The following is a 23,404-nucleotide window of genomic DNA, read 5'->3' on the forward strand; positions in this document are numbered from 1 at the left end:
GGCCATGCCTGCGATGCCCGGCTCCGAATCCGAGCTGCCGACTGCCACCGGTACGGTTGCCGGGCCGGCGCCGCGCCGCCTGGGCCTGAGCGCGCGCCAGGGACTGGCCTATGGCCTGCTCGGGTTGCCGCTGGCCTTCGTCTCGCTGCCGCTGTACGTGCTGCTGCCGCACCACTATGCGCGCGAGTTCGGCCTGCCGCTGGCCACCCTGGGCGCCTTGCTGCTGGCCGCCAGGCTGGCCGATGCGCTGGTCGATCCCCTGCTCGGGCGCTGGATCGACCGCCGGTTCCGTCGTTCGGCGCGCAGCGTGCAAGGGCAGGGGTTGCTGGCCGCGTTGCTGCTGGCGCTGGGCCTGACCGGCTTGTTCCTGCCCCCGGTGCGCGGCGCCGATGCCTTGCTGCTCTGGGCCGGTGCCAGCTTGATCCTGAGCTATGCCGGCTACAGCCTGCTGGCGATCGCGCACCAGGCCTGGGGCGCGCGGCTCGGCGGCGACGAGGTCGAGCGCGGTCGCATCGTGGCCTGGCGCGAGGGGGCTGGCCTGCTCGGGGTGCTGCTGGCCTCCGTCCTGCCGGCCTGGCAGGGCATAGCGGCCATGCTGGCTGTCCTTGCCATCAGCCTGGCGCTGGGCTGGCTGGCCTGGTGGCGCTCGCCTCAGCCGCCGCAGCTGCCGGCGGCCATCGCGGTGGAGCAGGGCCAGGTCTCGTGCTGGCAGCCCTGGCGTCAGCCGGCGTTTCGTGGCCTGCTCGGGGTGTTCGTGCTCAACGGCATCGCCAGCGCGATTCCGGCCACGCTGGTGCTGTTCTTCGTCGAGGACCGGCTGCAGGCGCCGGTGGCGCAACAGCCGCTGTTCCTGCTGAGCTATTTCCTGGCAGCGGCAATCGGTCTGCCGCTGTGGCTGCGCCTGGTGCGGGCCTGGGGGCTGGCGCGCAGCTGGCTGCTCGGCATGGGGCTGTCGGTAGCCGTGTTCGGCTGGGCCGCGGCGCTGGGGACGGGCGACCTGATCCCGTTCGGCCTGGTCTGTCTGCTGGCCGGACTGGCCTTGGGGGCGGATCTTGCGCTGCCCGGCGCCTTGCTGGCCGGCCTGCTGGCCGATACGGGCGAACGCGACCAGCACGCTGCGACCTATTTCGGCTGGTGGAATTTCGCCACCAAGCTCAACCTCGCACTGGCGGCCGGTCTGGCGCTGCCCTTGCTGGCCTGGTGGGGCTACGAGCCGGGCAGCCGCAGTCCGCAGGGCCTGCAGGCGCTGGGCTGGGCCTATGCCGTGCTGCCCTGCGTCCTCAAGCTGCTGGCGGCAGCCGCGCTCTGGCGCTGGAGCCGCCTGCATCACATTCACCACCGCTGGAGCTCCCGATGAAACCGAAACTGCTGCTCTTGTCACTGGCCGCCAGCCTGGCTCTCCTGACCGGCTGTGCCGGCCCCCAGGTCGGCGACTACGCCGCCGAGCAACCCGCGCTCGACCTGCGGCGCTATTTCGACGGGCCGATCGAGGCCCATGGCATGTTCCAGGACCGGGGCGGCGCGGTCGTCAAGCGCTTCACGGTGCGCATGGAGGGGCGCTGGCAAGGCGAGCAGGGCGTGCTCGACGAGCAGTTCCTGTATTCGGACGGCACGCGCGAGCGCCGCGTCTGGCGCCTGACGCACCATGGCAATGGCCGCTACACCGGGCGCGCCGACGACGTGGTCGGCGAGGCCAGCGGCCAGGTCGCGGGCAATGCCTTCCGCTGGGCCTACACGCTCAAGCTGCCGGTCGATGGCAAGATCTACGAGGTCCAGTTCGACGACTGGATGTACCTGGTCGACGAGCGCGTCATGCTGAACCGCGCCACCATGAGCAAGTTCGGCCTGCGCCTGGGCGAGGTCACGCTGAGCTTCCACAAGCCGGCGCCGCTGGCTGCTGCCCAGGCTGGACCAGCCGCTTCGGCTGGAGCCGCGCGATGAGCCTGAATCCCCGCATTCGTGACTGGAGCGGCCGGCGCGTCTGGCTGCTCGGCGCCTCCAGCGGCATCGGCCTGGCCACGGCCCGCCTGCTGCATGGGCGCGGCGCGCGCGTGATCGTGTCGGCGCGCCAGGCCGCTGCGCTCGACGACTTCGTCGAAGCCCACCCGGGCAGCCAGGCGCTGGCGCTCGACATCACCGATCGCGAGGCGGTCCGGGTGGCGGCTGATCGCCTGGTCGCAGAAGGTCCGCTCGACCTGGTCTGCTATCTCGCCGGTCACTACCGGCCGATGCGCGCGATGGACCTCGACCTCGAGGACGCGCTGCGTCACCAGCAGGTCAACCTGACCGGAGTCTGGCATCTGCTGGCGGCCCTGTTGCCGGCGTTGCTGGCGCAGGGCCATGGCCATCTCAGCCTGGTCAGCAGCGTGGCGGGTTTTCGCGGCCTGCCGCGCAGCCTGGCCTATGGCCCGACCAAGGCGGCGCTGATCAACCTGGCCGAATCGCTCTACCTCGACCTGCGACCGCGCGGACTGGGGGTCAGCGTGATCACGCCCGGTTTCGTCGCGACGCCGCTGACCGCCGGCAACGATTTCCCGATGCCGGCGCTGCTGACGCCCGAGCAGGCCGCCGCCGAGATCGTGCGCGGCTGGGAGCGCGGCAGCTTCATGATCCATTTCCCCAAGCGCTTCAGCCGCTTCCTGCTGCTGTTGCGGCTGCTGCCCCATTCCGCCTATTTCGCGCTGGTGCGCCGCTTCACCGGGCTCTGAACCATGCCACCCGACGCCATGACCCGCTTCGTGCGCTATTTCGAGCAACTGCAGCCGGCCGACATCGCGCGGCTGGGCCATTACTACGCTGCCGACGCGCGCTTCAAGGACCCGTTCAACGACGTGCGCGGCGTGCCGGCGATCGCGCGCATCTTCCAGCACATGTTCGACTCGCTCGAACAGCCGCGCTTCGTCGTCACCCGGCAGCTGCTGCAGGGCAACGAGGCCTTCCTGAGCTGGGAATTCAGCTTCCGTTTCAGGGACTTCAGGCGCGAGCAGCTGCAGCGCATCGAGGGCGCCACCCTCCTGCAGTTCGATCACGCCGGCCTGGTGACGCTGCACCGCGACTACTGGGACGCGGCCGAGGAGCTGTACGAGAAGCTGCCGCTGGTAGGCAGCCTGATGCGCTGGCTGAAAGCGCGCGCCAACGCCTGAGCATGAGCTACCGCGTCGTCTGGTTCAAGCGCGACCTGCGCCTGTGCGACCATGCGCCGCTGGCCGAGGCGGCCCGGCAAGGGCCGGTGCTGTGCCTCTATCTGATCGAGCCCGGACTCTGGGCCCAGCCCGATGCCGCGACCCAGCATTACCGCTTCGCGCTCGAGGGCCTGGCCGACCTGGAGGCCGAATTGCAGCGCCTGGGCGGGCGGCTGCTGGTGCGGGTCGGCGAGGCGGTCGAGGTGCTGGAGCAGCTGTACCGCACCGCGCCCTTCCTGGCGCTGCATGCGCACGAGGAGACCGGCAACGGCTGGACCTATGCGCGCGACCTGGCGGTGGGGCGCTGGTGTCGCGGCAAAGGCCTGGCCTGGCGCGAATGGCCGCAGTTCGGTGTCGTGCGTTGGCTGGCGGATCGCAATCGCTGGCAACGCGAATGGGAGGCGCTGATGGCCCAGCCGCCGGCCGATTTGCCCGAGCCGCGCTTCTTCGATCCGCCCATGCCCAGCGATCCGCCGCCCCAGCCGGCGCAGCTGGGGCTGGACCCCTGGCAGCCGCCGCAGCGCCAGCGCGGTGGTCGGCGGCGCGCACTGGCGCTGCTCGACGACTTCCTCGACCAGCGCTGCGAGCGCTACCGCGGCCATATCTCGTCGCCGCTGTCGGCGCCCACCGCCTGCTCGCGCCTGTCGCCCTACCTGGCCCAGGGCAGCCTCAGCCTGCGCGAGGTGGTGCAGGCCACGCGCGCGCAGATCGCCTTGCTGCCCGAGTCGCAGGTGCGTAGTCGGCAGGGCCTGCAGGCCTTCCTGAGCCGGCTCTACTGGCATTGCCATTTCATCCAGAAGCTCGAGAGCGAGCCCGCGCTCGAATCGCGCAACCTGCACCGCGGCTACGACCGCCTGCGCGAGCCGGACTGGAATCCGGCCCATTTCGCGGCTCTGGTGCAGGGTCGCACCGGCTGGCCGCTGGTCGATGCCTGCGTCGCGATGCTGCGTCAGACCGGCTGGCTCAACTTCCGCATGCGCGCTATGCTGGTCTCGGTCGCGGCTTATCCGCTCTGGCTGCACTGGCGCGAGGTCGGCCTGTGGCTGGCGCGCGAGTTCCTCGACTACGAGCCCGGCATCCACTGGAGCCAGCTGCAGATGCAGTCGGGCACCACCGGCATCAACACCACCCGGGTCTACAACCCGGTCAAGCAGGCGCGCGACCAGGACCCGCAGGGCGTCTTCGTGCGGCGCTGGCTGCCGGCCCTGCGCCGCGTGCCGGACAGCTGGATCTTCGAGCCCTGGCTTATGCCACCCGAGCTGCAGCAGCGCTGCGGCCTGCGCGTCGGCATCGACATTGCGCAGCCGGTGGTCGATCTCGAGGCCGCCACCCGCGCGGCCAAGCAAAGGCTGTACGCCCGGCGCGGCCAGCCCGAGGTGCGCGCCGCCAAGGCCGCCATCGTCGACAAGCATGGCTCGCGCAAGGGCATGCCGGGCCGGGTGGCCGAGCGCGGCAAGCGCAGCCTGCGTCCTGTCACGGCGTCAGCCGACGCATCACAACTGAGCCTGGATTTTTGAGGCCGATCCGAATGAAGATGAGAAAGAAATCCGAGCTGCCGAGCAAGACCTGCCTCTGCTGCGGCCTGCCCTTTGCCTGGCGCAAGAAATGGGAGCGCGACTGGGACCAGGTCAAGTACTGCTCCGAGCGCTGCCGCCGCAGCGCGCCCAAGGCCCAGGAGGCTACCCGATGAGCGCCGGCGTGATCTACTGGCTGCGCAATGACCTGCGCTTGCACGACAACCCGGCACTGTTGCTGGCGGCAAGGCGCGCGAGCGAACAGGGCGGCTGGCTGCTGCCGGTCTGTCTGCACGACCCGGTCCAGCAGCTCGAGACGCGCTGGGGCTTCGCGCGCATGGGCGCGCACCGGCGCGCCTTCCTGGACCAGGCGTTGCAGGACCTGGGGCGGCAACTGGCCGGCCTGGGCAGCGGCCTGTTGCAGCTGCACGGCAGCCCAGCCATGGTGCTGCCCGAACTGGCGCGCCGACTCGGTGCCCGCCGCCTGGTCTGCGAGGCCATCGCCGCGCCCGAGGAGCTGGCCGAGGTCCAGGCGCTGCGCGCCGCCGGCCTGCAGGTCGAGACGGTCTGGCAGTCCAGCCTGATCGATCCGGCCGACCTGCCCTTTGCGCCCGAGGCCGTGCCCGATACCTTCACCACCTTCCGCCAGAAGCTGGAACGCGCCGGCGTGCTCGAAGCCTTGCCCAGGCCGGCGCCGGCCGCGCTGTCGCCCCTGCCGGCCGCATTTCCGGCTACAGCGGCAACGCTTGCCGGCGCGTTGCGCCCCCTGGAAGGGGAGGCGTCGGCGCTGGGCGATTGGCTGGCATCAATCGCTGCCAGGCCGGACATGCACAGCCCGGCCGTCGATCCGCGCAGCTCCTTCCCCTATGCCGAGGCCCGCTGCCATGGCGGCGAGCGCGCCGCGCTGGCCCACCTGGCCCAGTATTGCGCGCGCGGCCTGCCGCACAGCTACAAGGACACGCGCAACGGCCTGGCGGGCCTCGACTACTCGAGCAAGTTCTCGCCCTGGCTCGCGACCGGCGCCCTGTCGCCACGCCAGGCCATGGCCGCGATCCGCGCCTTCGAGGCCGAGCGCGGCGCCAACGACAGCAGCTACTGGCTCTGGTTCGAGCTGCTCTGGCGCGACCATTTCCGCTGGATGTCGCGCAAGCATGGGCGTCGGCTGTATGGTGCGCGCGGCCTGTCCGAGCGACCCTTGCCGGCGCACAACGCGCGCGGCTTCGAGCGCTGGACCGAGGGCCGCACCGGCGACGCGCTGGTCGATGCCGGCATGCGCGAGTTGTCTGCCACCGGCTATCTGTCGAACCGGCTGCGCCAGAACGTGGCCAGCTATCTGGTGCACGACCTCGGCGGCGACTGGCGCGCCGGCGCGGCCTGGTTCGAGTCCCAGCTGATCGACTACGACTGCTGCAGCAACCAGGGCAACTGGCTCTACATCGCCGGGCGCGGCACCGACCCGCGCGGCGGGCGCCGCTTCAACACGAACAAGCAGGCGCAGGACTACGACCGCGACGGCGCCTATCGCCGGCTCTGGGGCCGGCCGTGAGCGCGCTGGAAACCCAGGCTGCCCCAGCCATCGGCCCGGCCCCCGCGAGTGCGCCCGATGGCCCTACGCTGCGCCTGGTCCTGGGTGACCAGCTCGACCCGCAGCATCCCTGGTACCGCGAGCCCCGGCCCGATGTCGTCTACCTGCTGCTGGAAATGCGCCAGGAGACCGACTATGTCGTGCACCACGCCCAGAAGGTGATCGCCATCTTCGCCGCGATGCGCGATTTCGCGCGCCAGCTCAAGGCCGCCGGCCACCGGGTGCGCCATGTCGCGATCGACGATGCCTCGAATCGTCAGTCGCTGACCGCCAATCTCGACGCGCTGATCGCCCACTACGGCGCCAGCGCCTTCGAATGGCAGCTGCCCGACGAATGGCGGCTCGACGCGCAGCTGAGCGACTGGGCCGCGCGCCAGGCCATTGCCTGCCGCGCCGTCGACAGCTGCCATTTCTACACCGCGCGCGGCGATGCCGCCGAGCTCTTTGCCGGCCGCAAGCAATGGCTGCTCGAGCATTGCTACCGCCAGCTGCGCCGGCGCCACGGCGTGCTGCTCGATGCCGATGGCAATCCGGAGGGCGGCCAGTGGAACTTCGATGCCGACAATCGCCAGCCCTGGCCCGGCAATCCGCCCGAGCCGGTCGATAGCCGGCCGCGCCACGACCATTCGGCACTCTGGCGCCAGATCGAGGCCGCCGGCGTCGTCACCATGGGCGAGTCGCAGGCGGCCGAGTTCCGCTGGCCGCTCAATCGCGCCGAAGCGCTGCAGCAACTCGATGGCTTCATCGAGCACGCGCTGCCGCATTTCGGCGCCTACCAGGACGCGCTCTCAGGCAAAAGCTGGCGCCTGTTTCACTCGCTGCTGTCGTTCGCGCTCAACGTCAAGATGCTCAATCCGCGCGAGGTGGTGCAGCGCGCCGAGCAGGCGTACCGACAGGGCAGGGCGCCGCTGGCCGCCGTCGAGGGCTTCATCCGCCAGATCCTGGGCTGGCGCGAGTACGTGCGTGGCGTCTACTGGGCGCGCATGCCGGGCTACACCGAGTCCAACGCGCTCGGTCATGACCGTCCGCTGCCGCACTGGTTCTGGACCGGCGATACCGGAATGGCCTGCCTGTCGGCGGCGATCGGGACTTCACTGCGGCAGGCCTACGCGCACCATATCCAGCGCCTGATGGTGATCGGCAACTTCGCGCTGCTGGCCGGACTCGACCCGCAGCAATTGCACCGCTGGTACCTGGGCATCTACATCGATGCCTTCGAATGGGTCGAGGCGCCCAACACCCTGGGCATGAGCCAGTTCGCCGACGGCGGCCTGCTCGCGACCAAGCCTTATGTCTCGAGCGCGGCCTACCTCGATCGCATGGGCGACCATTGCAAGGGTTGCCGCTACGACAGGAAGGCCAAGACCGGCGAGCGCGCCTGCCCGTTCAACGCGCTCTACTGGGACTTCTTCGAGCGCCAGTCCGAACGCCTGCGCGGCAAGCACCGGCTCGCCATGGTCTACAAGAACCTCGACAAGATGACGCCCGCGGCGCGCGCCGCCTTGCGCGAGCAGGCCGCGGCCACGCTCGCACGCATCGAGACCCTCTGAACGGGCCACCGCTTCCAGGCGCAAGGCTCGGCCAGCCACGATCCTGTCCAGTGCAAGGCGGGCAGAAATCGATGCGGTTCGAGCCAAGAAATCGTGATGCCCAGTTTTGGTAATAAGATAAATATATGATAAATTAAAAGATTGAACTTTCAAAGTCGAGGTACCGATGGGCAAGGTGGAAGCTGGTCCGGCGACAGATTCGAAGCCTGGATTGGCTCGGCCGCTCCAGGTCCTGGTGGCTGATGATGACGCCCTCAACCTGAGGGTGGCCGCTCGCCTGCTGAGGGAGCAAGACTGCAGCGGAGCCCTGGTCACCAGCGGCGACAAGGCCCTGCAGCTGATCGCCCAGCGGGAATTCGACCTGATGCTGCTCGACATCAGCATGCCGCAGATGGATGGCGCACAGACCCTGCAGGCCCTGCGTGAACGAGAGCGCCAAGGTGCGCGCCACCTGCCGGTGCTGATGATTTCGGGCTTCGACGACCCGGCCACCGTCGCACGTTTCCTGGCGGCAGGTGCCGACGGCTTCCTGGTCAAGCCGCTGGCAGCGGATCGTCTGCGCGCTGAAATCAGCCGCTTGACAAGAGGCTAGCGCCATGTGGTGGTCCAAGAACCGGGGGCGTGACATGGACACCTTGCTGCATGCCATCAGCCGGCTGGCCCTGGTGCTCGAGACCGACCGTCGCGGCCGGATCCTGCGCGCCAACGAGCGGTTTGAACAGCTCAGCGGTTTTCGCGAGGCGACTCTGCGCGGCCGCAAGCACCGCAGTCTGCGCTCAGGCGTCCATCCCCCCCTGTTCTGGAAGCAGGTCTGGCGCACGCTCAGCCAGGGCCGGGCCTGGCAGGGCGAGATCTGCAACCGGGCGCGGGACGGACGCTTCTACTGGATCGAGGTCATGGTGTCGCCGATCAGCACGGCCGATGGCCAGGTGGAGAAATACCTCTGCATCGGCTACCCGATCGCCCATTCGAGGCTGGATCTGCCCTCGATGCTGACCAACCAGCATATGTTGACCCGCACGGCCGCCATTGCCGGCGTGGGCGGCTGGTACCTCGATCTGCCGGCCCAGCGCCTGTTCATGACGGATGCCTGCCTTGGCATTTTTGGCCTCGAACCTTTCAGTTGCAGCGAGGCCTGCAGCAGCCAGGTCTACTTCGAGCCGCGCTCGCGGCCCCCGGCCATCACTGCGCTGGTAGCGGCCGTGAGCGCCTCCGGAGCGACCGAGCAGGTCGAGGAGTTCCGCTTGCCCTCGGGAGAAAAGCGCTTCATCCGGCTGATCGGCGAACTTGACCTGCGCGATGGCCAGCCCAGCCGCGTCATCGGCACGGCGCAGGACATCACCGAGCAGGTCATGGCCCAGCGCGGCGTCGAGGAAAGCCAGCGCATCCTGCGTTCGGCCATCGACGAGTTCGGCGAGGCCTTCGCGCTGTTCGATCCCCAGGAAAGGCTGGTGTTCTGCAACGATCTCTACCGTGGCATCTACCGCATCCGCGATGACGAGGCCATGGTCGGCATGCGCTTCGAGGACATGCTCCAGATCGCCATCGAACGGGGGGCTTTTCCGGGTATTGACCGCCAAGACCAGGACTGGGTCGCCAAGCGCCTGGAGGCATTCCGCCGCCCCAGGTCCGAGTACAAGCAGCAGTTGCCCGATGGCCGCTGGCTCAAGGCGATCGACCGCACCACGCCCGACCAGTTCCACGTCAGCTTTCGCATCGACATCACCGACATGCAGCGGGCGCTGGAGGCCACCGATGCCGCCTCGCGCAGCAAGAGCCAGTTCCTGGCCAACATGAGCCACGAGATCCGTACGCCGATGAACGCGGTCCTCGGCATGCTCGAGCTGCTGTCGCACACCGGCCTGAGCAGCCGCCAGGGCGATCTGGTACAGAAGGCCAGCAATGCCGCTGGCTCGCTGCTCGGCATCCTCAACGACATCCTCGACTATTCCAAGGTCGAGATGGGCAAGATGCAGCTCGATCTCGAGCCCTTCGTGCTCGACGACCTGCTCTGTGCCCTCTCGACCATCCTGTCGGGCACCATGGGGCGCAAGCCGGTTGAACTGGTGTTCGACCTCGACCCCGAGATCCCCGCCATGCTGGTCGGTGATGCGATGCGCCTCAAGCAGGCCCTGATCAACCTCTGCGGCAATGCGATCAAGTTCACATCCGAGGGCGAGGTGGTGCTGGGCCTGAAGCTGCAGCGCCGTGACCGCGACATGGCGCGGGTGGCCTTCTCGGTCCGTGACACCGGCATCGGCATCACGCCCGAGCAGCAACAGCATATCTTCAGTGGCTTTTCCCAGGCCGAGCCGGCCACGGCGCGTCTGTACGGCGGCACCGGCCTGGGCCTGTCGATCAGTCAGCGACTGGTCGGACTGATGGGCGGGCATCTCGTCGTCGACAGCGTCGCGGGCAAGGGCAGCACTTTCTCGTTCGAGATCGAGCTGCCGATCGCGAAGAAATGGCCGGCCCATCTGCCGCAGCGCACCGACGTGCGCATGAGCGGATTGAGCGTGCTGCTGGTCGAGGACAACCCGCTGACGCGCGCTGCCGTGGCGCGCATGCTGGCCGGCCTGGGCTGGTCGGTTCATCCGGTGTCGAACCTGCAGGATGCCCTGGCCTGGCTGGACGCCAGCCTGGTCGATGGCAGTCCCCCCGATGTCATCCTGATGGATGCCGGCCTGCCGAACGGCAGCCAGTTGCGCCAGCGCTGCGACGACTGGCAGCTGCGCAGGGGCTCGCAGCTGCGGCCGCTGATCTGGGTCGACATCACTTCGGTCCCGGGAGACCTGCTGCGTGACTGCGACGGTGCCCGTTGCGTGACCTTGGTCAAGCCTCTCACGCCGGGCATGGTGTTCGATGCCGTCGCGAACCGCCGTCTCGGTGGCCCGACCCATGGCCTGCCGGCCGTGTCGGCGCCCTCGTTGCAGCGCCTGGCCGGCCTGAGGCTGCTGCTGGTCGAGGACAACCTGATCAACCAGGAGATCGGGCTGGAGGTGTTGCGGCGCGAAGGGGCACAGGTCGATCTGGCCGAGAACGGGCAGGAGGGCGTCGCCGCCGTCAACCAGGCCGAGACGGCCTACGACCTCGTGCTGATGGACTTGCAGATGCCCGAGATGGACGGCCTGCTGGCTACCCAGGTCATACGCCGCAATCCGCGGCACCAGGCCTTGCCCATCCTGGCCATGACGGCCTATGCCATGCAGGAGGACCGCGAGGCTTGCGCGGTCGCGGGCATGAACGGCCATGTCAGCAAGCCCTTCGACATCAACAGCCTGGTGCGCTCCATCCTGGAGCACACCGGGCGGCTGCTCCCGGCGACCGCCGCTGCCCTGCCGTCCCAGCCCGAGTGGCTCGCGCAGCCGCTCGATGCGGCCCAGGCTATCCGGCGGCTGGGGGGTGATCCGGCTTTCTATGCCCGCCTGCTCGAGAGCTTCCCGCGCTCGGCGCAGCAGCTGGCCCAGCGGCTCCGGCAGCAGCTTGCCGATGGCGAAATCCGTGTCGCCGCCGCCTTGGCCCACCAGCTCAAGGGAACCGCGGGCGCTGTCGGCGCCGAGCAGCTCGCGGCCGCCTGTGCCCAGTTCGAACAGCGGACCAGGGCCTGGCCGCATCCGCCCCGCCCGGAGCAGGCCTTGCCCGACCCGGTGCTGCTGGAGTCCTTGCTGGATTCGATCGACCAGGCACTGGAGCTGGTGCTTGCGGCGCAGGCCCAATGGCTGGCGGATGCCAGCGCCATGCCGTCCGATGCCGGACCGCCCGCGGACATGCCGGATACGCTTGAATCCGATCTGGCGGCCTTGCTCGCGGCGCTGCGCGACGGCGACATGGAGGTCTTCGAACGCTTCGATGCCCTGTCCCGGCGCCACGGCCGGATCCAGGCCTTGGCCTGGGAGCCGTTGCGGCTGGCCATCGAGCAGTTCGACCTCGAGGCCGCCGAGCAAGCCGCCAGCCATTTCCTGGCAATAGTTTCATCTGGTAAATATATTGACTGATATATGCGCACCAACCTGCCCATCACTTCGAATGCCTACGATTTCCCCGCTGACCAGACGCTGATTTCAGTGACCGACCTCAAGGGTCGCATCACCTATTGCAACAGCAATTTCGTGACCGTCAGCGGTTTCCTGAGCGAGGAGCTGCTGGGCCAGCCGCACAACATCGTGCGCCATCCCGACATGCCGGAAGAAGCCTTCCGCGACATGTGGCAGACGATCCAGGGCGATGGCCTGCCCTGGAGCGCACTGGTCAAGAACCGCCGCAAGAATGGCGACTATTACTGGGTGCGTGCCAACGCAACCCCGGTGCGCGACGGCGATCGCATCGTCGGTTTCCTGTCGGTACGCACCAAGCCGGCGCCGCAAGAGGTCGAGTTCTTCGAGCGCCTCTACGCCACCATGCGCGCCGAAGCCGCGGCAGGCAAGCGGATTCATGTGCTGCGCCATGGCGAGGTGCAGCGCAAGGGCCTGGCCGGCACCCTGTCGCGCCTGTTGCACCCCACGCTCAAGGCCAAGCTGATCGGCTTGTCCGTGTGGTCGGGTGGGGTGCCGGTGCTGGCCTACCTGCTGGGCGCTCCCTGGTGGCTGCTGGTCCTGTCCGGCCTGGTCTCGCTCTCGACGGCCGCCTATGGCACGCTGCGCCTGGCGATCGCACCGCTCAACGCAGTCATCGCCACGGCCAACAAGATGGCCGCCGGCGACCTGACCCATCTGGTCGAGGTCAACAGCAAGGGCGAGATCGGGCAATTGCAGCTGGCCCTGGCCCAGCTGACCGTCTCGGTGCGTACCGTCGTGCGCGATGTGCGCCACGAGGTGGCCAACCTGAGAGGTGGGGCGCAGGAAATCGCGGCGGGTGGCCAGGACATGTCCTCGCGCACCGAGTCGCAAGCCAGCAACCTGGAGCAGACCGCGGCCTCGATGGAGCAGATCAACGGCACCATCAGGCAGACTGCCCACCTGGCTTCCGAGGGCGCTGCGGTGGCGCGCGAGACCGCCGCCGTGGCCAAGCGCAGCCATGAGGCCGTGGTGACGGTGGCCGATACCATGCAGGAAATCGCTGACTCATCGCTCCGCATCGGTGAAATCGTCCAGGTGATCGAGGGCGTGGCCTTCCAGACCAATATCCTGGCACTCAATGCGGCCGTCGAGGCCGCGCGTGCCGGTGAGCAAGGCCGCGGCTTTGCCGTGGTGGCGGCCGAGGTGCGCGTGCTCGCGCAACGCGCCTCGAATGAGGCCAAGGCGATCCGGCAGTTGATCGAGGAGTCCCGGGGCCGCGTCGATGCCGGCAACCTACGCGCTGCCGAGGCGCGCAACCGCATGGATGAAGCCATGGCCTCGGTCCAGAGGGTGACCACCATGCTCGAGAGCATCCACAGCGCCACTCAGGAGCAGGCGAATGGCATCGCTCAGATCAGCACGGCGGTGACCCAGCTCGATTCGATCACGCAGCAGAATGCCGCCATGGTGGAGGAGTTCGCGGCTGGGTCGACCTCGCTGCAGGAGCAGGTTGAGAAGGTCCACAGCACCATCCGCGTGTTCAAGCTGGTGGAAAGCGATACCACATTGGCCGAAGTGGATGCGGTCGAGCTGCGCAAGCAGCAACGCCAGTCAGCCGCTGACGGATTCTCTGCCCACCTCGACTTTGACCGCGCGATCGAGTCCCATCACCAGTGGCGGGTTACCCTGCGCAACTCGATCGCGCGCAAGCTCAAGGTCGATGTCGACAGGCTGCGCCGCGATGACTGCTGTGACCTGGGGCGCTGGCTGCACGGCCCGGCCGGCCAGGCCTGGAGCTCCAACCCCGTCTTCACGCGCCTGCTGCAGAGCCACCGCGACTTCCACCAGGAGGCGGGCAAGATCGGCGACCTGATCAACCGGAACCAGCTGCGGGAAGCCGAGCAGCTGATCGGCTCCGGCCATCCCTTCCACAAGGCGGGCACGCAGGTCATCGCCGGGATTGGCGCCTTGCGCGAAGTCGCCAACGAGAGCAGCCAGCCTGCGGCCCCGCTGCGCGCCCTGCGCCCGGCTTCTGCCTCGGCCGTCCGGCAGCCGGTTGCCGCCGAGGCTGACTGGGAAACCTTCTGACGCGGTGGGCCGCTGCGCGCTGCGGCCCCCTGCTCAGCCGGCCAGGATCTCGCCCAGGGCCGCCACCAGCTGAGCGCATTGCTCGTCGGTGCCGATCGTGATGCGCAGGAACTGGTCGATGCGCGCCTGCTTGAAATGCCGCACGATGATGGCGCGCGCGCGCAGCGCCGCGGCCAGCTCGGCGCCGTCGCGCGCCGGGTGACGCGCGAAGACGAAGTTGGCGCCCGAAGGCAGCACCTCGAAGCCGAGCTGCTGCAGCTGGGCCACCAGGGTCTCGCGGGTGGCGATCACCTTCTGGCAGCTGTCCAGGAAGAATTCCTCGTCCTCGACCGAGGCGACGGCACCAGCCAGGGCGAGGCGATCCAGCGGGTAGGAGTTGAAGCTGTTCTTGACCCGCTCCAGGCCCTCGATCAGGTCCTTGTGGCCGATCGCATAACCGACGCGCAGGCCGGCCAGCGAGCGGCTCTTGGAGAAAGTGTGCGACACCAGCAGGTTCGGGTACTGGTCGACCAGCGCAATCGCGCTCTCGCCGCCGAAGTCGACATAGGCCTCGTCGACCAGCACTACCGCGTCGGGGTTGCCCGCCACGATCTGCTCGACCGCCTGCAGCGGCAGCAGGCGGCCGGTCGGCGCGTTCGGGTTCGGGAAGATGATGGCGCCGGCCTTCTCCCCGGAGCCGTCGCCGCGCGGCAGGTAGTCCTCGACCCGGATCGTGAAGTCCTCGGCCAGCGGGATCTGCCGGTGCGCCACGCCATAGAGGCCGCAGTAGACCGGGTAGAAGCTGTAGCTGATGTCGGGGAACCAGAGCTCGCGCTCCTGGTTCAGCAGCGCCTGGAAGGCATGGGCCAGCACCTCGTCCGAGCCGTTGCCGACGAAGACCTGGTTCGGCTGCACCTCGAAGCGCTGGGCCAGCACGGTTTTCAGCGCGTCCGCGTTCGGGTCCGGATAGAGGCGCAGGCTGTCGCCGGTCGCCGCGCGGATCGCCTCGAGCGCCTTCGGCGATGGGCCGTAGGGATGTTCGTTGGTGTTGAGCTTGACCAGGTTGTCGATCTTGGGCTGTTCGCCCGGCACATAGGGGGTCAGGCCGTGTACGACGGCGCTCCAGAAGCGGCTCATGCGGTGATTCTGCGGTAGGGAATGGACCGGCCCGGACAGCCGCTCGAGCGGCCTTCCCGTCAGGGTGCGACAGGCCCGCGGGCAGCGGTCAATCGGGCTGACGATGGTATCATGGGCTCCATTTTTCTACTGGGCGCCAAGCCCTATCAGCCCCATGCGGCAAGCCGAAGTCACCCGCAATACCCTCGAAACCCAGATCACCGTCCGCATCAACCTGGACGGCACGGGCCAGTCCAAGCTGCACACCGGCATCGGTTTCTTCGACCACATGCTGGACCAGATCGCGCGTCACGGCCTGATCGATCTCGACATCGACTGCCAGGGTGACCTGCACATCGACGGCCACCACACGGTCGAGGATGTCGGCATCGCGCTCGGCCAGGCCTTCGCCCAGGCGGTCGGCGACAAGAAGGGCATCCGGCGCTACGGCCATGCCTATGTGCCGCTCGACGAGGCGCTCAGCCGCGTGGTGGTCGACTTCTCGGGCCGCCCGGGCCTGCACATGGACTGCAAGTTCACTGCCGGCGCCATCGGCCAGCTCGATACTCAGCTGGTGTTCGAGTTCTTCCAGGGCTTCGTCAACCATGCCCTGGTGACGCTGCACATCGACAACCTCAAGGGTCACAACGCGCATCACCAGTGCGAGACCATCTTCAAGGCCTTCGGCCGCACCCTGCGCGCCGCGCTCGAACTCGACCCGCGCTCGGCCGGCGTGATCCCCTCGACCAAGGGTTCGCTCTGATTTCCTTCGTCCGCGTTCCGGAACCGACAAGATGAACCGACAGACAGTGGCCGTGGTCGACTACGGCATGGGCAACCTGCGCTCCGTCGCGCAGGCCGTCATCCACGCCGCGACCGCGGTCGACCATGTGGACGTGGTCGTGACCTCCGACCCGCAGGTGGTGCGCGACGCGCACCGCGTCGTGCTGCCGGGCCAGGGCGCCATGCCCGACTGCATGATGGAGCTCGAGCGCTCCGGCCTGCGCGATGCCGTGCTCGAGGCCGCCGCTGCCAAGCCGCTGTTCGGCGTCTGCGTCGGCATGCAGATGCTGCTCGACCACAGCGAGGAAGGTCCGACCGACGGCCTCGGCCTGATTCCGGGCCGCGTGATCAAGTTCCAGCTCGATGGCCAGTACCAGCCCGACGGCAGCCGCTTCAAGGTGCCGCAGATGGGCTGGAACCGCGTCTTCCACCAGCTCGGTCGCGGCGACTCGCACCCGGTCTGGGCCGGCATTCCCGACGGTGCCTATTTCTACTTCGTGCACAGCTTCCACGCCCACCCGCAGCAGGCCGCGCACAGCGTCGGCGAGACCGACTACGGCAGCCGCTTCAGTTCGGCCATCGCGCGCGACAACATCTTTGCGACCCAGTTCCACCCGGAAAAGAGTGCCGACCAGGGCCTCGCGCTCTATCGCAACTTCCTGCACTGGAAGCCCTGATTTCTTTCGTCCCTCCTGAACCCGATACCGCCATGCTCCTGATCCCTGCCATCGACCTGAAAGACGGCCAATGCGTGCGCCTCAAACAAGGCGACATGGACCAATCCACCGTGTTCGGCGAAGACCCCGCGGCCATGGCCCGCAACTGGGTCGCCAAGGGCGCGCGCCGCCTGCACCTGGTCGACCTCAACGGCGCCTTTGCCGGCCAGCCGCGCAACGGCCAGGCGATCAAGTCCATCCTGAAGGAAGTCGGCAACGAGATCGACGTCCAGCTCGGCGGCGGCATCCGTGACCTCGACACCATCGAGCGCTATCTCGACGCCGGCCTGCGCTACGTCATCATCGGCACCGCCGCGGTCAAGAACCCGGGCTTCCTGCAGGATGCCTGCACCGCCTTCCCGGGCCACATCATCGTCGGCCTCGACGCCAAGGACGGCAAGGTCGCGACCGACGGCTGGTCCAAGCTGACCGGCCACGAGGTCGCCGACCTCGGCAAGAAGTTCGAGGACTACGGCGTCGAATCGATCATCTACACCGACATCGGCCGCGACGGCATGCTGTCTGGCATCAACATCGAGGCCACCGTCAAGCTGGCGCAGGCGCTGACCATCCCCGTGATCGCGTCGGGCGGCCTGTCCAACCTCGATGACATCCGCAAGCTGTGCGCGGTCGAGGACGAGGGTGTGCAGGGCGTGATCTGCGGCCGCTCGATCTACAGCGGCGACCTCGACTTCGCGGCCGGCCAGAAGCTGGCCGACGAGCTGCGCGGCTGATCCCATGAGCGCGCGTGCCACCCTGGTGCCCGAGACCCTGGGCGGCCTGAACTGCTGGCGCCTGAGCCTGCCGGGCGGCGACAGCCTGCGCGTGGCCGAGCAGGGTGGCCATGTGCTGTCCTGGATCGCTGGCGGGCGCGAGCGCCTGTTCCTGAGCCCGCGCAGCGCGCTCGACGGCAGCGCGCTCGACGGCAGCGCGCCGGTGCGCGGCGGCGTGCCGGTCTGCTGGCCGCAGTTCAACCAGCGCGGCGATCTAGTCAAGCATGGCTTCGCGCGCCAGCTGCCCTGGCTGACCACCGCCTACGACCTCGGCGCTGATGCGGCCAGCCTCGAGCTCACGCTCTGCAGCAGCGAGCGCACGCGCGCGCTCTGGCCGCACGAGTTCGAGCTCACGCTGAGGCTGCTGCTGCAGCCGGGCCGGCTGCGCCTGACCCTGGGCGCGCGCAACACCGGCGCCCAGCCGCTGGCCTTCACGGGCGCGTTGCACAGCTATTTCGCCTGCGACGATGTCGCCCAGGCCAGCCTGTCCGGCCTGCAGGGCCGCCCGGAATGGGATTCCCTGACCGATGGCCATGCCCAGGGCGCCGAGCCGCTGCGCTTCGAGGCCGAGTTCGACCGCGTCTATTCCGGCCAGTCCACGCCGATGCGGCTGCAGGACGGCGCCCAGGCACTGACCATCAGCCAGAGCGACTCCTGGGGCGACACCGTGGTCTGGAATCCGCATGTCGCCAAGTGCGCCGCGCTGGCCGACATGGAGGCCGACGGCTGGCGCCGCATGCTCTGCGTCGAGGCGGCCCGGGTGTTCGAGCCGGTGACGCTGGCCCCCGGCCAGACCTGGCAGGGCTGGCAGCAGCTCGAACTCGGCTGATTCCGTCCCGGCGACGGCGCCGTGGCGCCGCGGTGCTGCGACAATAGCGCCATGCTTGCGAAACGAATCATCCCCTGCCTGGACGTGACCGGCGGCCGCGTGGTCAAGGGCGTCAACTTCCTCGAACTGCGCGACGCCGGCGATCCGGTCGAGATCGCCGCCCGCTACAACGAGCAGGGTGCCGACGAGCTGACCTTCCTCGACATCACCGCGACCAGCGACGGCCGCGACCTGATCCTGCACATCATCGAGGCCGTGGCCTCCCAGGTCTTCATTCCCCTGACCGTGGGCGGCGGCGTGCGCGTGGTCGAGGACGTGCGGCGTCTGCTCAACGCCGGCGCCGACAAGGTCAGCTTCAACTCGGCCGCCATCGCCAACCCGCAGGTGATCCGCGACGCCTCGGCCAAGTACGGCTCGCAGTGCATCGTGGTCGCGATCGACGCCAAGCGCCGCCTGCCCGAGGACGAGCTGCGGCTGGGCGCCAATGGTCTGCCGGTCGGCCCGGGCTGGGATGTCTACAGCCATGGCGGGCGCAAGAACGTCGGCCTCGACGCCATCGCCTGGGCCACGCAGATGGCCGAGCATGGCGCCGGCGAGATCCTGCTGACCAGCATGGACCGCGACGGCACCAAGTCCGGCTTCGACCTGCAGCTCACGCGCGCGGTCAGCGACGCGATCCCGGTGCCGGTGATCGCCTCCGGCGGCGTCGGCAACCTGGACCACCTGGCCGACGGCGTGCAGCAGGGCGGCGCCGACGCGGTGCTGGCCGCCAGCATCTTCCACTACGGCGAATACACCATCGCCGAGGCCAAGCAGCGCATGGCCGCGCGCGGCATCCCGGTGCGGCTGTGAGGACCATGACCATGGATTGGCTCGACCAGATCAAGTGGGACGACAAGGGCCTGGTGCCCGTGATCGCGCAGGAAAACGCCAGCGGCGACGTGCTGATGTTCGCCTGGATGAACCGCGAGGCCTTGCAGAAGACCGCCGAGCTGGGCCGCGCGGTCTACTTCAGCCGCTCGCGCAGCAAGCTCTGGTTCAAGGGCGAGGAATCCGGCCATGTGCAGACCGTGCACGACATCCGGCTCGATTGCGACAACGACGTGGTGCTGCTGAAAGTCACGCAGCAGGGCCACGAGCCCGGCATCGCCTGCCACACCGGCCGCCACAGCTGCTTCTACCAGCGCCACGAGAACGGCGAGTGGAAGAGCGTCGATCCGGTCCTGAAAGACCCCGAGACCATCTACAAATGACGAACTCCACCGACACCCTGGACCGCCTCGCGGCGGTGATCGAATCGCGCAAGCCCGCCAACGGCGGCGATCCCGAGAAGAGCTATGTCGCGCGCCTGCTGCACAAGGGCCCGGACGCCTTTCTCAAGAAGGTGGCCGAGGAAACCGGCGAGGCCGTCATGGCCGCCAAGGACCTGCAATACGGTGCCGGCGAGGCCAAGGCCCTGGTCGGCGAAGTGGCCGACCTCTGGTTCCACAGCATGATCGCGCTGGCGCATTTCGGCCTCAGCCCGGCCGACGTGGTGGCCGAACTCGCGCGCCGCGAGGGCCTGGGCGGCCTCGAGGAAAAAGCGCTGCGCAAGGCCAAGGCGCGCGAGCAGGGCGAATAAGCCAGCCCGCCTCGAAAAGGACCTGTCCATGAGCAGCGAAGACCAGCAAGAGCGCCTGCGCAGCCTCAATACCGTCGGCCTGGTCAGCTATGTGCTGCACCTGATCGTCGCGGTCGGCGCGCTGATTCCGGGCGGCCAGTGGGGGCCGACGCTGCTGATCGCGGCGCTGGTGCTCGACCTGGTCAAGCGCGACGATGCGCGCGGCAGCTGGCATGAAAGCCATTTCCGCTGGCGCATCCGCACCGTCGCCTTCGCCCTGCTGGCCTATCTGCTGACCTTGCCGCTCTGGCTCTTCATCCTGCCGGGTTGGCTGGCCTGGACCGCCATCTCGGCCTGGTTCGTCTACCGCATCGTCAAAGGCATGGTCCGCATGAACGCGGGCCAACCCATGGAGTTCCCTCAATGAACGCTTCCCCCGACTGCATCTTCTGCAAAATCGTCGCCGGCCAGATCCCGAGCCGCAAGGTCTACGAGGACGACGAGCTCTACGCCTTCCACGACATCAAGCCCTGGGCACCGGTGCATTTCCTGGTCATCCCCAAGCTGCACATCCCGTCGATGGCCCAGCTCGAGGCCAGTCACGCGGCGCTGCTCGGCAAGATGATGGTGCTGGCGCCCCAGCTCGCGCTCGAGCAGGGCTGCAATCCCTACCCGAGCGGCGGCTTCCGCGTCATCGCCAACACCGGCGACGACGGCGGCCAGGAAGTGCATCACCTGCACCTGCATGTGATCGGCGGCCCGCGTCCCTGGGCGCGCGGCTGACTTGATTTAAGCAAACCGTCACCCCATATGGGGATAATGGAAGATTGCTGCGCGTGAACCAATCGCGTGTGGTGGAATCCAAATCGATCGATGGGGCGCAGTCCCCGCTCTGGAGTTAAAAATGGGTAGTTTTTCCATCTGGCACTGGCTGATCGTGCTGCTGATCGTCGTCATGGTCTTCGGCACCAAGAAGCTCAAGAACATCGGCTCCGACCTCGGTGGCGCCGTCAAGGGCTTCAAGGACGGCATGAAGGACGGCGGCGGCACGGCGGCCGACGACAAGCCTGCGTCCCAGGCTGCTCCCCAGGTCGCGCAGAACGCCGCGGCCGACAAGGCCACCATCGACGTCGAAGCCAAGACCAAGGGTTGAGGCCGCTGGCTGAATCCGAATGATCGATCTCGGCATATCCAAGCTCGCGCTGATCGGTGCGGTGGCGCTCGTCGTCATCGGCCCCGAGAAGCTGCCGCGCGTCGCGCGCACCGTCGGCACCCTGCTCGGCAAGGCGCAGCGCTATGTCGCCGACGTCAAGGCCGAGGTCAACCGCTCGATGGAGCTCGACGAGCTCAAGAAGATGAAGGACAGCATGACCAGCGCCGCGCAGGAGGTCCAGTCCTCGATGCGCGAGGTCGGCAGCGAGTTCGAGCGCAGCGTGTCCGGCGGCACCGATACGGTCCAGACCGATGTCCCGGCCTACGAGCCCGCCCCTCCGGTCTACCGTCATCCCAAGAAGAACTTCCGCCTCAAGCAGAAGGCCGTGCCCCAGTGGTACAAGGCCCGCCAGGGCCTGCGCAGCAAGGCCCAGTCAGGCGCGGCGCGGGTGGCGCGCTTCCGTCCCAAGTCCCGCTTCCAGTGACCCCCTGATCCATGTCAGACAAGCAAGAACCGGCTGACGAGCTCGCCGGCAGCGAGCAGCCCTTCGTCCAGCACCTGATGGAGTTGCGCGACCGCCTGCTCTACTGCCTCTACGGCATCGCGCTCGCGATGGCGCTGCTGGCGATCTGGCCCGGTCCCTCGGGCCTGATCGACCTGATCGCGCTGCCGATCCGGGCCCACATGCCGCCCGACGTCAAGCTGATCGCGGTCGGCGTCTTCACGCCCTTCTTCATTCCGCTCAAGGTACTGATGATGGCGGGCCTGCTGCTCGCGCTGCCCTGGGTGCTGTACCAGATCTGGGCCTTCGTCGCCCCCGGCCTCTACAGCCACGAGAAGAACTTCGCGCTGCCGCTGATCATCTTCGGCAGCCTGCTGGCCTATGTCGGCATCGCCTTCGTGCAGTTCTTCGTGCTCGACAAGATGTTCGGCTTCATCCAGAACTTCACGCCCGAGAGCGTCAACGCGACGCCCGACATCGCCTCCTACGTCGAGTCCATCCTGTCGCTCTACCTGGCCTTCGGCCTGGCCTTCCAGGTGCCGATCGTCGTGATGCTGCTGGTGCGCTTCGAGCTCGTCACGGTGGCCCAGCTCAAGACCTACCGCGGCTACTTCGTCGTCGCCTCCTTCGTCGTCGCGGCGGTCGTGACCCCGCCCGACGTGATCTCGCAGCTGGCGCTGGCGGTGCCGATGTGCCTGCTGTACGAGATCGGCATCCTGGGCTCGCGCTGGTTCGCGCGCATCAGCCGCAACCCCGAAGCCGACGCCGACCCGGCCAAGTCCGACTGAGAGCCGGCCCGCGCCCGCCCGTGCTTCTTCAGCGCGGGGAGGGCGCCTTGCGCTGCTCCGGCACCACCTGCAGCTGCTGCTGCGCATTGCGGCGCACCACCTCGAGCCGGGCCGGCTTGCCGGGCGGCAGCGCGGCCACCGCGGCCAGCAGGCCGGCCACATTGCGCACTGGCTGCTCGGCGACGCTGACGATCACGTCGCCCGGACGCAATCCGGCCCGCGCCGCCGGGCCGTTCTGCAGCACGCCGGTGATCATCACGCCCTCGCGCAGCTCGGTGTCGAAATAGGCCGCCAGCTCGGGCGTGAGCGCCTGCGGCTCGACGCCGATCCAGCCGCGCGTGACCTTGCCGTCGCGCAGGATGGCCTCCATGACCTGGCGCGCGCTCGAGGTCGGGATCGCGAAGCCGATTCCCATCGAGCCGCCCGAGCGCGAGTAGATCGCGGTGTTGATCCCCATCAGCCGGCCCTGCGCATCGACCAGCGCGCCGCCCGAGTTGCCCGGGTTGATCGCCGCGTCGGTCTGGATGAAGTTCTCGAAGGTGTTGATGCCGAGCTGGTTGCGCCCGAGCGCGCTGACGATGCCGCTGGTCACGGTCTGGCCGACGCCGAACGGGTTGCCGATCGCCAGCACCACGTCGCCGACCGCGAGCTGCTCCGAGTCGCCCAGCGTGATCGTGGGCAGCCGCTCGAGGTCGATCTTGAGCACCGCCAGGTCGGTCTCGGGGTCGGTGCCGATGATCCGGCCCGGCGCCTTGCGCCCGTCGCTGAGCTGGACCTCGATCTCGTCGGCATCGGCGATCACATGGTGGTTGGTCAGCAGATAGCCGGCCGGGCTCACGATCACGCCCGAGCCCAGGCCGGTCTGCGGCTGCGACTCGGCCTGGTCGCCGTAGAAGAAGCGGAACCAGGGATCGTTGGCATAGGGGTTGCGTGCCGGCGCCTTGCTGGTGCTGATGCTGACCACCGCCGGCGCGGCCGCCTGCGCCGCGTTGCGGTAGCTGCTGCCGGCTGCCGCCGCCGCAGCGGGCGAGGCCGACTCCAGCACCGGTACCACGGCCTGCGCGGCCTGCCGCTGCCCCGACTCCAGCCATTGCGGCCTGAGCGTGCCGACCACGAACCAGAGGGCCAGCAGCAGCGTGACCGATTGCGAGAAGAACAGCCAGTAGCGTTTCATGTGCAAACAGGGTTGTTGATGTGGATCAAGCCAGCTCGGACGGGATTGGGCTGAAATGACCTTATCAATCCAAGGTT

General features: G+C 68.3%; 25 protein-coding genes. 23 read left to right on the plus strand and 2 right to left on the minus strand.

Going from position 1 to position 23,404, the window contains the following annotated elements; translation table 11 throughout:
* The first annotated feature begins 4 nt into the window (after positions 1-4).
* From C6P64_RS01990 to C6P64_RS02040, 11 genes are all read left to right on the plus strand, one after another.
* Complete coding sequence (locus tag C6P64_RS01990) at positions 5-1,357, plus strand: MFS transporter (protein WP_245911591.1); 1,353 nt, start codon at positions 5-7, stop codon at positions 1,355-1,357.
* Positions 1,354-1,941 (plus strand): DUF3833 domain-containing protein, encoded by a 588-nt coding sequence (locus C6P64_RS01995; RefSeq protein WP_105746909.1) that lies wholly within the window; start codon positions 1,354-1,356, stop codon positions 1,939-1,941. The genes C6P64_RS01990 and C6P64_RS01995 overlap by 4 nt, the downstream gene beginning before the upstream one ends.
* Complete coding sequence (locus tag C6P64_RS02000; protein WP_105746910.1) at positions 1,938-2,708, plus strand: SDR family NAD(P)-dependent oxidoreductase; 771 nt, start codon at positions 1,938-1,940, stop codon at positions 2,706-2,708. Before C6P64_RS01995 ends, C6P64_RS02000 begins: the two co-directional genes overlap by 4 nt.
* A gap of 3 nt (positions 2,709-2,711) precedes the next feature.
* Positions 2,712-3,143 carry a nuclear transport factor 2 family protein gene (locus tag C6P64_RS02005; RefSeq protein WP_105746911.1) on the plus strand — a complete coding sequence of 144 codons (432 nt, stop codon included), beginning with the start codon at positions 2,712-2,714 and terminating at the stop codon, positions 3,141-3,143.
* A 2-nt stretch (positions 3,144-3,145) separates the two neighbouring features.
* On the plus strand, positions 3,146-4,699 hold the full coding sequence (locus C6P64_RS02010) for a cryptochrome/deoxyribodipyrimidine photo-lyase family protein (RefSeq protein ID WP_105746912.1): 1,554 nt from the start codon (positions 3,146-3,148) through the stop codon (positions 4,697-4,699).
* A gap of 17 nt (positions 4,700-4,716) precedes the next feature.
* Positions 4,717-4,872, plus strand: coding sequence for a DUF2256 domain-containing protein (locus C6P64_RS02015; protein ID WP_425436666.1), 156 nt, complete (start codon positions 4,717-4,719; stop codon positions 4,870-4,872).
* Positions 4,869-6,242, plus strand: coding sequence for a DASH family cryptochrome (locus tag C6P64_RS02020; protein WP_170073017.1), 1,374 nt, complete (start codon positions 4,869-4,871; stop codon positions 6,240-6,242). The genes C6P64_RS02015 and C6P64_RS02020 overlap by 4 nt, the downstream gene beginning before the upstream one ends.
* A gap of 5 nt (positions 6,243-6,247) precedes the next feature.
* On the plus strand, positions 6,248-7,831 hold the full coding sequence (locus C6P64_RS02025) for a cryptochrome/photolyase family protein (protein WP_425436669.1): 1,584 nt from the start codon (positions 6,248-6,250) through the stop codon (positions 7,829-7,831).
* Between the two features lie 235 nt (positions 7,832-8,066).
* Positions 8,067-8,423 carry a response regulator gene (locus C6P64_RS02030; RefSeq protein WP_170073025.1) on the plus strand — a complete coding sequence of 119 codons (357 nt, stop codon included), beginning with the start codon at positions 8,067-8,069 and terminating at the stop codon, positions 8,421-8,423.
* Positions 8,424-8,427: 4 nt separating this feature from the next.
* Positions 8,428-11,826 (plus strand): response regulator, encoded by a 3,399-nt coding sequence (locus C6P64_RS02035; protein WP_105746916.1) that lies wholly within the window; start codon positions 8,428-8,430, stop codon positions 11,824-11,826.
* A gap of 3 nt (positions 11,827-11,829) precedes the next feature.
* The gene (locus tag C6P64_RS02040) at positions 11,830-13,914 is read left to right on the plus strand and encodes a methyl-accepting chemotaxis protein (protein WP_170073026.1); all 2,085 of its coding nucleotides are present in this window, start codon (positions 11,830-11,832) and stop codon (positions 13,912-13,914) included.
* 33 nt (positions 13,915-13,947) lie between these two features.
* Here C6P64_RS02040 and hisC read toward each other — a convergent pair whose 3' ends face one another.
* Entirely contained in the window at positions 13,948-15,030 is a 1,083-nt protein-coding gene (gene hisC, locus C6P64_RS02045; protein WP_105746917.1) for a histidinol-phosphate transaminase, read from the minus strand.
* A gap of 154 nt (positions 15,031-15,184) precedes the next feature.
* Between hisC and hisB the strand changes: the two genes are divergently transcribed.
* From hisB to tatC, 12 genes are all read left to right on the plus strand, one after another.
* Positions 15,185-15,772: an imidazoleglycerol-phosphate dehydratase HisB gene (gene hisB, locus C6P64_RS02050; RefSeq protein ID WP_105746918.1), complete on the plus strand. Its 588-nt coding sequence runs from the start codon at positions 15,185-15,187 to the stop codon at positions 15,770-15,772.
* A 31-nt stretch (positions 15,773-15,803) separates the two neighbouring features.
* Complete coding sequence (hisH, locus tag C6P64_RS02055; RefSeq protein WP_105746919.1) at positions 15,804-16,469, plus strand: imidazole glycerol phosphate synthase subunit HisH; 666 nt, start codon at positions 15,804-15,806, stop codon at positions 16,467-16,469.
* Between the two features lie 32 nt (positions 16,470-16,501).
* On the plus strand, positions 16,502-17,242 hold the full coding sequence (hisA, locus tag C6P64_RS02060) for a 1-(5-phosphoribosyl)-5-[(5-phosphoribosylamino)methylideneamino]imidazole-4-carboxamide isomerase (RefSeq protein WP_105746920.1): 741 nt from the start codon (positions 16,502-16,504) through the stop codon (positions 17,240-17,242).
* Between the two features lie 4 nt (positions 17,243-17,246).
* Positions 17,247-18,110: a D-hexose-6-phosphate mutarotase gene (locus C6P64_RS02065; RefSeq protein ID WP_105746921.1), complete on the plus strand. Its 864-nt coding sequence runs from the start codon at positions 17,247-17,249 to the stop codon at positions 18,108-18,110.
* A 51-nt stretch (positions 18,111-18,161) separates the two neighbouring features.
* The gene (hisF, locus tag C6P64_RS02070) at positions 18,162-18,962 is read left to right on the plus strand and encodes an imidazole glycerol phosphate synthase subunit HisF (RefSeq protein WP_105746922.1); all 801 of its coding nucleotides are present in this window, start codon (positions 18,162-18,164) and stop codon (positions 18,960-18,962) included.
* Positions 18,963-18,973: 11 nt separating this feature from the next.
* A complete protein-coding gene (hisI, locus tag C6P64_RS02075; protein WP_105746996.1) occupies positions 18,974-19,363 on the plus strand; it encodes a phosphoribosyl-AMP cyclohydrolase in 390 nt (129 codons plus the stop codon).
* Positions 19,360-19,731: a phosphoribosyl-ATP diphosphatase gene (locus C6P64_RS02080; protein ID WP_105746923.1), complete on the plus strand. Its 372-nt coding sequence runs from the start codon at positions 19,360-19,362 to the stop codon at positions 19,729-19,731. Before hisI ends, C6P64_RS02080 begins: the two co-directional genes overlap by 4 nt.
* A gap of 28 nt (positions 19,732-19,759) precedes the next feature.
* On the plus strand, positions 19,760-20,137 hold the full coding sequence (locus C6P64_RS02085; RefSeq protein WP_105746924.1) for a DUF4870 family protein: 378 nt from the start codon (positions 19,760-19,762) through the stop codon (positions 20,135-20,137).
* A complete protein-coding gene (locus C6P64_RS02090) occupies positions 20,134-20,493 on the plus strand; it encodes a histidine triad nucleotide-binding protein (protein WP_105746925.1) in 360 nt (119 codons plus the stop codon). Before C6P64_RS02085 ends, C6P64_RS02090 begins: the two co-directional genes overlap by 4 nt.
* Positions 20,494-20,614: 121 nt before the next feature.
* Complete coding sequence (gene tatA / locus C6P64_RS02095; protein ID WP_105746926.1) at positions 20,615-20,863, plus strand: Sec-independent protein translocase subunit TatA; 249 nt, start codon at positions 20,615-20,617, stop codon at positions 20,861-20,863.
* A 19-nt stretch (positions 20,864-20,882) separates the two neighbouring features.
* Complete coding sequence (gene tatB / locus C6P64_RS02100; RefSeq protein ID WP_105746927.1) at positions 20,883-21,347, plus strand: Sec-independent protein translocase protein TatB; 465 nt, start codon at positions 20,883-20,885, stop codon at positions 21,345-21,347.
* A gap of 11 nt (positions 21,348-21,358) precedes the next feature.
* Positions 21,359-22,153, plus strand: a complete 795-nt coding sequence (tatC, locus tag C6P64_RS02105) for a twin-arginine translocase subunit TatC (protein ID WP_105746928.1) — start codon at positions 21,359-21,361, stop codon at positions 22,151-22,153.
* A 28-nt stretch (positions 22,154-22,181) separates the two neighbouring features.
* On the opposite strand, the gene C6P64_RS02110 is transcribed toward tatC, so the two are convergent.
* Positions 22,182-23,327: a S1C family serine protease gene (locus C6P64_RS02110; protein ID WP_105746929.1), complete on the minus strand. Its 1,146-nt coding sequence runs from the start codon at positions 23,325-23,327 to the stop codon at positions 22,182-22,184.
* Between the last annotated feature and the right edge of the window lie 77 nt (positions 23,328-23,404).

The sequence above is a fragment of the Malikia granosa genome (assembly GCF_002980595.1).
Classification (GTDB): domain Bacteria; phylum Pseudomonadota; class Gammaproteobacteria; order Burkholderiales; family Burkholderiaceae_C; genus Malikia; species Malikia granosa.